The sequence below is a fragment of the Porphyrobacter sp. AAP60 genome, from assembly GCF_001296025.1.
Taxonomy (GTDB): Bacteria; Pseudomonadota; Alphaproteobacteria; order Sphingomonadales; family Sphingomonadaceae; genus Erythrobacter.
Map to the genome: position 1 here is coordinate 1 of NZ_LJHV01000017.1, position 9,251 is coordinate 9,251.

Here is a 9,251-nt window from a genome sequence, read left to right on the forward strand (position 1 = left end):
TCTGCTTTCGGGATCGCGCGTCGGCCCCGCTCATGACTGTTTGTGGGTGGGGAGCTACCTGACCGCTTTCGGGCGACAGAACGTTATAGCTGCCGTTGATTACAGCCGAGCAATGCGTCGCCTCTCGACCCAAAATCGGTCGTTCACATCGGCACCGGTAAACGGCAGAAGCTGACAAAAGCTGCCGATCGGGCTGGTCGAGGCGGGCAGTTGGGTTTACACTTTCGTCCCGGTCGTTAGGCAAGTCGCCCACGCTTCTCAAAGGCGGTCATAGCGACTGCGCTTGATTTGTGTCCGCCATTATTGGAGCTAGCCAGCCGGCACCCTTTCTCTATTCCTGACCAATTGCCGCACGGGAGAACAACGAGCACCTCATCTCGCCTTGACCCGGCCGTTCAGAGCTGTGTGGCCTGACATACCGGAAGGACGGTTGGGACAAGGCGTCTCCCGAAGGCACTTGGGCGGCTCCGGTCGACGCAGCAAAACACCACCTAAGGCAGATCAGCGCGGATGACATCGCCGCCAATGACCTGAACGCGTTGCTCCTTACCTTCGGCTCGCAACACATAACATCCAGGAAGAACTGCAGAAAAGAATGCGAGGCCGTCAAAGGCGGTCCGCTCGCGTCTTGCGACCTGACCTGTTGCACAATCGGCAAGCTCCACCAACACCCCGGAACGGTCTTCTTGCTGAGCGGATCCTGCAAGTTTTGCGACGACTTCCCCGCTCTCAATCAGAGGAATGTCAATGCGAACAGGTCGGCCAGCACGCGAAGTGACAAGATAGCCCGGCACTGCTGGCACAAGAAACGGATCATCAATTCCGTCGATGACAGGCGCAAGCGCCACGGGTTGATCCGGTGGCAATTCCTCGACCAGGACCGGCCCCGCGCCGCGGCGCTGGCGACCGCGTGGATCGATCCGGAAATCCAGATCCGCCAGCGCATCTTCGCCCGGATCGCGCGTGCCGTTGGCGTTGGCATCGCGAAATCCGCTGGCCAGCAGGCTACCGCGCTGGCTGATAGCATCGCGCCCCAGCCGCACGCCTTCGCCCAGCGGATCGCGATCCAGCGTGAGCGACAAGGTCATCAACCCGCGCCATTCTCCGCGCTGATCCTCGTAACGTACATCGCCGCCTATGCGCACGCCATTCCAGTCGCGCGTGGCAACCATGCCCCATTGCCCACCGCCATTTTCCAGATCGCGGTCGGCCACTAGTGCCAAAAACCAGTCTTCAAGGCGCGAACTCACCTCGCCGCGCAGCCGGCGCACGGCGGGATCAGGTGCAATGAGATAATCCAGCCCGCCGCGCAGCCGTACCGGGCCGATGCTGCCCGACAGTGCAAACTGCCCATCAAGGCGCGTATTGGCATCTTCGCCCGCCTGGCTGCGAAACGCGCGCCAGAACACAGCGTTCGAGATCGAAAAGCCAGCGATGGCGGCATTGGCCCGCAGATTGATGTTGCGATCACCGCCGCCGCTGCGCAATTGCGTAGCGGCGGCCCCCAGCCCTAGCCCGAGCGAACCAAGTCGCCCGTTGAGCCCCGCCTGCGTGCGCTGCGCAATACCGCCGCGCTCTGGTCCGGTCTCCTCGCTAAAGAAACCATCATCGAACCGATCATGTGTTGCCGTGAAGCTGAACGAGCCGAGCCCAGCTGTCAGGCTTGCACGCGTGGCGGTTGCACCGTCCTGCTGGGCAATCGCATCAAGCGCCGCCAATATGCCGCCAACCCGGGTGATGGCGCCTGCCCCCACATAGCCCAGCGATGGTCCTGCGCCATCTACCCGGCGCCAGGCGGCGAATCCCGAAACCCCCAGATCGCGTGCCACGCCATAGGCACTACGCGCCTCAAGATAGGTGGCCGCCTGCTGAAAGCCGAAAAGCGATGCATTGGCCTCAGGATCGGCGGGATTGCCTGTGACCACAGGGTTTAGATCAAGCGGGCCACCAAACAGCGAATACCCCTGTTTCATGGCCACCAGATTGTATCTCAATTCTCCCGGGCGCACCAGATTGGCACCAATATCGACAGTTCGGCTTATCTCCTGCCGCTCGCCTGCGGGGCCATAGAGCACGATGCGAAATCGGTTCACGCCGAACAATACCGGCACCTGCGGGAAGAAATAGCGCCCGTCGCTGGCAATCGTCTGGAAGCCGAGCAGCTCGCTGTCGCGATACAGCTCGGCCTGCCAGCCGGGCGGCGCGTCACCGATCAGATCGCTGCGATCAAATTCCCCCACCGCGCCCAGTGGCTCGCGCCCCACCCGCACCCCGACCCCAAAAGCATTGCGCTGGAGCAGCGGATTGGCTGGCACTGCAATATCGCCGGCCTCGATGATGGTGACCCCCAGCCCGCCCAAAAGGCGACCCTGCGGATCCTGCCGCGCCAGAGTGAGGCGCGCATCAAGTTCTCCCTGGCTGCTTCCGGTCAGCGCAAGGCGACCAGTCGCCCACAGCAGATCGCCCTCGGCCAGCGCGTTGGCCTGCACCGTGATGCCGCCGGCCCGGTCATCATAGGCGGCAGCCATGTTGAGATTGACCAGGGGCCAACCCAGCGGTGACCACGGCGCGGCGACAGGCACAAACCCCGTGGTATCGATCGCCGATGGGCCGCTGCCGGCAAAGCCTGCGCCCCGCTGGCGGGCGGCGAGTTCCTCGGCTGGCAGCAGATAGGGCGGAGCCAGCGAGAGGATCTGCGCGGCCGCATCCCAGCGCACGCCCATCGCCAGCCAGCGATCCAGCGCGGCGGTGGAGACGTGCAACTCCCCGTTAATCTCAGCCAGATCACCGGGCAGCAGTGCCAGCTCGCGACCTGCCACCTTGACCTTGCCGGTGGCGGGATCGGCCACGAGTTTCTGGGTTTCGCGCAGGAACCACCCGGAAATCCCGCCATCGCCCGTGGCCCCGATCCTGAAATCGATCGCCTCCATCAACGGCGCGAGCGGCACCAGCAAAGCCTGATCGGCCGTCTGATACACAATGACATCGCTGAGCACGACTTGCCGTTCTCGAAGGCGGATTTCCGCGATGCGCAGCTCGGCGGTTTCGGCGATGCTGCTGGCAGGGGCCTGCGCCGCGCGCAGGGACGCAGAGGGGTGCAGCGCCGATACGGATATGCCCATAAGCAAGGCCAGCCTGCCAGCCGGGCGCCGCGCGGGAGAATTGGCCATGGTGCAACCAATCCTGCTGCGATCAGGGCAGTGTATATTCAGCGAGCAAGGCGCCCTTGGCCCCTCCCACATCCTCCTCGGCATAGGTCACGCGCACCGCCGGGCGATCGCCCTGCAAGGGAAGGCGCACCGTCCGCGTGGCCCCCGGAGGTAACACGGCCACACCGCGCACCAGCCCGATTTCCATGCCATCGGCGTCAAAGGCGCGCACCGCGCCGTAGTCGCTGCGCTCACCCGTGCGAGCCAGCGTCACCTCGAGCGATCGGGTCCCGTCCTTATCGTCGGGCACCGCAGCGGCAATCGCGCTTCCGCCTTGCGGGCGGCCTGTCCGCAGCAGCACCGGGATGGTGATGCGATATTCCAGCCCGACCTTGACCGCGACGGTGCGGTTATCACCCTGCGCTTCGGGCTTGTCAGCATCGTCATCTGCAGGCGCGACCAGCGGGATGGTCGACACGCTGAGATGGCTGCGCAATTCGCCCGGCGGCAGATCGCGCGGCGCGCGGGCGATGACTCGCACCGACTGGCGCTGGCCCGGTTGCAGCGTCACCTGCCGGGGTGAATAGCGCAGATAGGGGGTCGCTGCCCATGGCGCAGTCTCGCCGTCTGCCAGAGCGCGGTAATTGCCTTCCTCGTCCAGTGCCAGTTCGGCCTCGTCGATCCGGTAGGTGACAGGGCTGCTGCCCGAATTATACAGCGTCAAGCTGGCGCCGCGCCCGCCTGCCTCGAGCACCACGCGGGTGGGCGAAATCGCCATGCCGCCAAAGGGTGCGGCGGCATCGGCAGGCACGGCATCGAACGCGAGCGGGCCATCTTCGCCTGCGGGCGCAGCCTCCTGCCCGGCAGCGGGCAACGCGGCCAGCACACCCGCCATAACGCCCAGCCCCATCGCGCGCATCGGCGTCACTGGTAAAAGGCCTCTAGCAGGATGGTGCCGACCTCGACATTGCCATTGCTGGGTTGCGCTGTGCCGCGCACCAGCAACTGGCCGCCCAGCCGCACGGCAATATCACTGTCCTGGCAATGCCCGTCCCATTCGTAAATCGATTTGCCTGCCACTTCGATGTAATCTTCAAAACTCACGAAAAACACATCGCTGCCGTTCGGCGTGACCGAGCGCGTTTCCAGCTTGAATGCCACTTGCTGGCCTTGCTGGCAGCGCAGCACGAATTGCGCCCGGTCGGCATTGCCGCTGCGAAAGGCACATTGGGAGGGGCTCGGCCCTTCGCCAAAGTTCTGGTTGTTCTCGCCCACCGACTGCGCGCCGTCACTGGCGATATCATAGGCGCACAGGGCATCGCGGTTATCGGGGATGGCGATATCGCCAAAGTTCAGCGCCGCCACGCCGACAAGGCTCAAAGGCTGTTCGGCTGCCACCAGATTGGCAAGCGCATCAACAGTCGCGCTGTCGCTGCTTTGCGCGGCGAGCACGCCGGGTTGAAGCAGCATGACCGCCGCAGCCACCGCAGCTGTAATTCTGCAATCCATCATTGCCCAATCCCCCGTGATCGCCATCAGTAATTCACCGAGAGCGAGACGCTGCCCACGCTGGCATTGGCCGCGGCGATGGCCGTCTGTTGCACCCGCAAGGTGCCCCCCACCAGCACATCAATCGCGCCGCCGGCGGGGCAGGCAACTGACCCTGAACTGGCAGACCCACCGGGCGCATCGGGCAACACCGTGCTTGTCCCGCCAATGAAGAGCCCCGCCAAACCGGATGATGGCGGCACGAAATTGAGAGCAGGATCAGCGGTGCTGGCATTCCAGGAGATCTGGAAGTTGGTCACCACGCTGGGCGCGCAGATGATTTCGAAACCAGCGCCTGCCACCTCGGGCACGCTGCGAAATTCGCAGCCGGAGGGCGAAACGCCAAAGATCGGGGAGGCATCGAAATCCGGGCTTTCCCGGATCGCGCGTGCCGTCAAGAAGTCGTCTGGATTGATCATGAGATCATAGGCACACACCACATTGCCGATTGCGCGGCTGTTGTTGGGGATGGTGACAAGGCCGAACTGCAGGTCGCCTGCGCCGCGCACAGTAAGCGAACCTTCCGCCGGTTCGAGCGAAGCCAGCGCATCGACATCAGCGGTCTGCTGCGCTTGCGCTGCGCACGGGGCCAGCAGGGCAAAGGTGGCAGCAGTAGCAGCAACGCGGAAATTTGACTGGTTCATGGGTGAAAGGCCTTGTTGCAAAAGTGGGAACATGCCCGATCAATAGGTCGCAGTGAGGGTGACAGAGCCGACAGTGCCGTTGAACGGCGCCGCCTCGGCATCGAGCGTGAGCACTGCGCCGACGCTCACCACAAAGGCGCCGGGCGTCGCGCCGCCGGCCGAGCCATCAGGGCAGGAGAAGGTGCCGTTCACGCCGATATTGTTGAACTGGGCGCGCGCCTCGCTTGCATTGACGAACCGCGCAACCGCCTCGCCCGAAGTGCCGAGGGCCACACCGGGCAGGCCGGGCTGGGTCGTCCATTCAGCGCGGAAGGTTACCGGAACGGCAGGCGTGCAGCCCACCGTGAAGGCGGCGGGCGTCGTTGTGCCTTGCACCTCGCAGCCCGATGGCGTGGGAAAGGTGGTGTCGGTGATGGCACCATTGCGCACTTCGGCCATGTTCATGGTCCCTGAAAATTGCTCGTTCAGCAGGCGCAATGTGTAACGGCACTGCGCATTGGAGACGGTGCCATTGGGGATTGTCACCGTGCCCAGATCCATGTCGCGAAAGTTGGCAACCGAGAGCACCAGATCGGATCGCACGATATTGGCGGTGGCATCGATTGTGGCGCTGTCATTGGCGGTTTGTGCCGCTGCTGGCGCGGCAATCAGGCAGGCTGCGGCGAGCGCGGCAATCGGGGCAAATTTGCGGTGCAAAATCATTTCTCATCTCCATTGGCGTAGGCCCTGTGGCGCAGGTGCCGGGCGGGATTGAACAATTCAGTCATAGGCGACCTCCAGCCGGATGGTGCCGACCGCGCCGGTAAAGCCATGCACGGTGCCCGCACGCACGATCAGGCGGCCGGCGCCGGCCACTTCGCTGATGCCGTCGGTGTCGCAGGGCAGCGTCTGGAAGGCCGGCCCTGGGCCTGCGCCATCCACCTCCATAACGCCGGACGGAGCGGAAAATTCGGCGCCCGCAGGCGCAGTGTTGGTGTGGATCATCTGATATTGGACCAGCGCGCTGGCCGCACAGGACAAAGTGAAGCGCGCAGCAAACCGGTCTCCGCCGATGAACTGGCAAATCCCGCCGGGCGCATTGGTGCGCCCTGCCACGTCGAGTTCGTAAACGCACTCGCCCTGCGGCGGGATCGCCAGCGTGCCGAATTCCAGCGGCTGCGCGCCGTTGATCACCAGCGGCTGGATCAAGCTGGCGCTCGCATCGGTTTCGGATTCCTGCGCCATGCAGGGCAAGGCTGCGGCGGCACCAAGCAAGACGAAGGCCGCGCCCGATGGCCACATGCCTGCCGCGCCATTGCGCAAGGTGCAGGGCGCATTCGTCCAGACCGCAAACGGCATTGCCCCTTATCACCCCCCGGTGACTGCCTTGATCAAGGCACACTCAGACAGTCCTGAAAGCAATTCAGAACGGCGACGAAAAACTGTCACATTTGCAAGGCGTAAGGACGTGCCACGCCAGGCTGAAAACAGTCGGCATGGCATTAACTGCTTGACCGCCACGCCGCATAAGTCAAACTACCTACGCGGGCGCTTTTCCTGCGTTTTTATTCTTCATTTGCCGCATTGGCAGACTGGCAGACTGGCAGACTGGCAGACTGACAGATTGGCAGATTGGCAGATTGGCAGATTGGCAGATTGGCAGGGTCGCTGATTTCCACGACGGCAATTTTGCAAGGCGCAGGGGCATGATGGATTCCGATCCACCAATCTGGCGTAGCGCCAGCAAGCCAAACAACACCAAGTCGTTCTCGGTCGACGAAGTCCCGATCATGGAGGCAGGCTATCGTCTGCTGGCAGAGCCTCAGGCCTTCGACGAATTGATCGCGGCCTGGCGCGATCGGATCGAAGCCTATGAAGCGAGCCAGGTCGATACCCTCGAATCCGAACAGCTTGCCCGGACCAGCACCATCATCACATCGCTTTTCGGCCGCTTGCCCGCCGACACGCCGGAACAAGGGATCGAGCAATATACGCGCAATCTGAAGGCGCCTGCACTGGTGATGACTCTCAATAATCAGGTGGTGGCCGCGAACGAGGCTGTTGCCGATCGTTTCGGGGTCGTGGTGGGGCGGCAGACCGGGCTTGAATGGATTGAACCGGGATCGTGTTCGGAACTCGACAAGCTGCGCCGTTCCGCGCGCATCAAGGGCAATCAGATGCAGATCATCATGCAACTGGCCCATACGCCTGCAACCAATGAACTGGCCGAGGCGCGCATCATTCACGTTTCTGCGGAAACGGCGCCGATGATCCTTGTGCGTGTGCTGGCGAACCCGTGGAACGCGCGCGTCAGCCGAATGTTGAACGAGGCATTCGGGCTGACCGAGGCCGAGGTTGAGATTGCGCGGATGCTCTACGCGCATTCCGATCCCGCGCAGGTGGCCGAGGTGCGCGGCACCAGCCTGCGCACTGTGCGCAACCAGTTGCAGCAGATTTTCGACAAGACACAGGCTTCGGGTCAGGTGGAATTGATGCGGCTGATTGCGCTGCTGTGCGCCAACACGGCCGATCAGGCATCCCCGCAAGCTCGCTGGACCGATCCGCTTGGGCGGGAACGCATGTTCCAGGACAGGCACGGTCGCAATCTTGCCTATAGCTGGATGGGCAAGGAAGGGGGGCGCCCTGCGCTGCTGATCCACGGCCCCATATCCGGATATGTCCTTGCCCCGGAAATCGAGGCTGCCGTCACCGCTGAAGGGATCCAGATTTTCACCTTGTGTCGGCCGGGGTTCGGCAATTCCGACCCTGGGCAGGGCGATGCGCTGGAAGACGGAGTGAATGCCATTCTGGCACTGGCAGAACATCTGGACTTTCGCGATTGTCTTGGCATCGGGCTAGTCAATGGCGTGATCCCGCTGATCGAGGCAGCCGCACGCGAACCGGGCCGGTTCAGCCGTCTGCTGGGCATTGGCGGGACTTTCCCTTTGACACCCGCTGATCTGAAAGGGCTGCCACCAGTGCAGCGCACCGTTTTCGCCTTGGCCCACAAGCGCGCAAAGTCGCTCGAAGTGATTGTGGCAGCAGGTCTGCGGCTCGCCAGACGTTACGGTGTTGAATTTGTCCTGGCACGCGCGACTGCCGCATCGCAGCCCGATCGCGAGGCCTTGTTTCATCCTGATAATCTGGCGCGCGTTATGGCCTCTGCCTCGATGGTGATTGCGCAGGATGAAACCGCATTCACGCGCGATCTTTCCTTGATGTTTCACGATTTCCTGCCGGCATTATCACCGACCTGCCCACTACATATGCTGGTGGGTGAGTTCGATCCGATTTTCCAGCCGGTTGGGGTTGGAGCAATGGCGGAAGCTGGCCTTTGCACTTACGAAATTGTGCCTGGGGCAGGGCAATTTGTCTATTACAGCGCGCCGGACCAAGTTGCCGAAGCGATTTGCGGTGCGTTCGCTCAGTGAACGGCCCTTTAGGAAGGCCACATCTTCGCCAGCAATATCAGGGGTGGAGCCTATGATTGCCCGGTCGATCTGAAAGGTGTCGGTGCCGATACAGCGCTGCGAGGCTGCAAGATGGCTGATGCAGAATGGCAGCTTTTTTACAACTCAAACTGAAGCCCGCCATCTAGCAAACTGTTTTGTAGCTTTGCCTTTGACGAGTCGGTCGGACGAACGCTGGTTGTCGGCTCTTGGCGAAACCTGCCAGTCGACACATCGCAGGGGAATGACAGAAAAGTCCCATTTTCAGCTGCTCCGCGCCCCGTGAACAAGTGGCCGCTTTCAGGAAGTCGCAGGTCGCAACCAAACGTCTGACATGGGGTCGCTTGCTGAATGGCAGGAATTTTTCTCTAAGGGGGCAAAGCCGCCGTGCAGCTTTCAGGATCGCACAGCAGCCCCGCTCATGACCGAGAATGGGTGGATAGGCGAATGGCGACTTTGTGTTGACGACTTTGCAAGGATGT

At 62.6% G+C, this 9,251-nt stretch carries 7 protein-coding genes; 1 reads left to right on the forward strand and 6 read right to left on the reverse strand.

Features of this window, described 5'->3' with window-relative positions; genetic code table 11:
* Positions 1 to 491: 491 nt before the first annotated feature.
* The 6 genes from IP79_RS12660 to IP79_RS12685 all read right to left on the reverse strand — a co-directional run bounded on the left by IP79_RS12660 (position 492) and on the right by IP79_RS12685 (position 6,679).
* Positions 492 to 3,170, reverse strand: coding sequence for a hypothetical protein (locus IP79_RS12660; RefSeq protein WP_054119676.1), 2,679 nt, complete (start codon positions 3,168 to 3,170; stop codon positions 492 to 494).
* Between the two features lie 22 nt (positions 3,171 to 3,192).
* Positions 3,193 to 4,068 (reverse strand): molecular chaperone, encoded by an 876-nt coding sequence (locus IP79_RS12665; RefSeq protein WP_054119677.1) that lies wholly within the window; start codon positions 4,066 to 4,068, stop codon positions 3,193 to 3,195.
* 5 nt (positions 4,069 to 4,073) lie between these two features.
* Positions 4,074 to 4,619, reverse strand: coding sequence for a hypothetical protein (locus tag IP79_RS12670; protein WP_233994201.1), 546 nt, complete (start codon positions 4,617 to 4,619; stop codon positions 4,074 to 4,076).
* Positions 4,620 to 4,684: 65 nt separating this feature from the next.
* The gene (locus IP79_RS12675; RefSeq protein WP_054119679.1) at positions 4,685 to 5,341 is read right to left on the reverse strand and encodes a hypothetical protein; all 657 of its coding nucleotides are present in this window, start codon (positions 5,339 to 5,341) and stop codon (positions 4,685 to 4,687) included.
* A gap of 39 nt (positions 5,342 to 5,380) precedes the next feature.
* Entirely contained in the window at positions 5,381 to 6,043 is a 663-nt protein-coding gene (locus tag IP79_RS12680) for a hypothetical protein (protein ID WP_054119680.1), read from the reverse strand.
* 57 nt (positions 6,044 to 6,100) lie between these two features.
* The gene (locus IP79_RS12685; RefSeq protein ID WP_054119681.1) at positions 6,101 to 6,679 is read right to left on the reverse strand and encodes a hypothetical protein; all 579 of its coding nucleotides are present in this window, start codon (positions 6,677 to 6,679) and stop codon (positions 6,101 to 6,103) included.
* A gap of 347 nt (positions 6,680 to 7,026) precedes the next feature.
* Between IP79_RS12685 and IP79_RS12690 the strand changes: the two genes are divergently transcribed.
* Positions 7,027 to 8,751, forward strand: coding sequence for a transcriptional regulator (locus tag IP79_RS12690; RefSeq protein WP_054119682.1), 1,725 nt, complete (start codon positions 7,027 to 7,029; stop codon positions 8,749 to 8,751).
* Positions 8,752 to 9,251 lie beyond the last annotated feature (500 nt).

Excerpts from the sequence above, each read along its gene's own strand:
- IP79_RS12670 (WP_233994201.1), bottom strand. The coding sequence starts at position 4,619 with ATGCTGCTTCAACCCGGCGTGCTCGCCGCGCAAAGCAGCGACAGCGCG.
- IP79_RS12685 (WP_054119681.1), bottom strand. The coding sequence starts at position 6,679 with ATGCCGTTTGCGGTCTGGACGAATGCGCCCTGCACCTTGCGCAATGGC.
- IP79_RS12665 (WP_054119677.1), bottom strand. The coding sequence starts at position 4,068 with ATGCGCGCGATGGGGCTGGGCGTTATGGCGGGTGTGCTGGCCGCGTTG.
- IP79_RS12690 (WP_054119682.1), top strand. The coding sequence starts at position 7,027 with ATGATGGATTCCGATCCACCAATCTGGCGTAGCGCCAGCAAGCCAAAC.
- IP79_RS12680 (WP_054119680.1), bottom strand. The coding sequence starts at position 6,043 with ATGATTTTGCACCGCAAATTTGCCCCGATTGCCGCGCTCGCCGCAGCC.
- IP79_RS12675 (WP_054119679.1), bottom strand. The coding sequence starts at position 5,341 with ATGAACCAGTCAAATTTCCGCGTTGCTGCTACTGCTGCCACCTTTGCC.
- IP79_RS12660 (WP_054119676.1), bottom strand. The coding sequence starts at position 3,170 with ATGGCCAATTCTCCCGCGCGGCGCCCGGCTGGCAGGCTGGCCTTGCTT.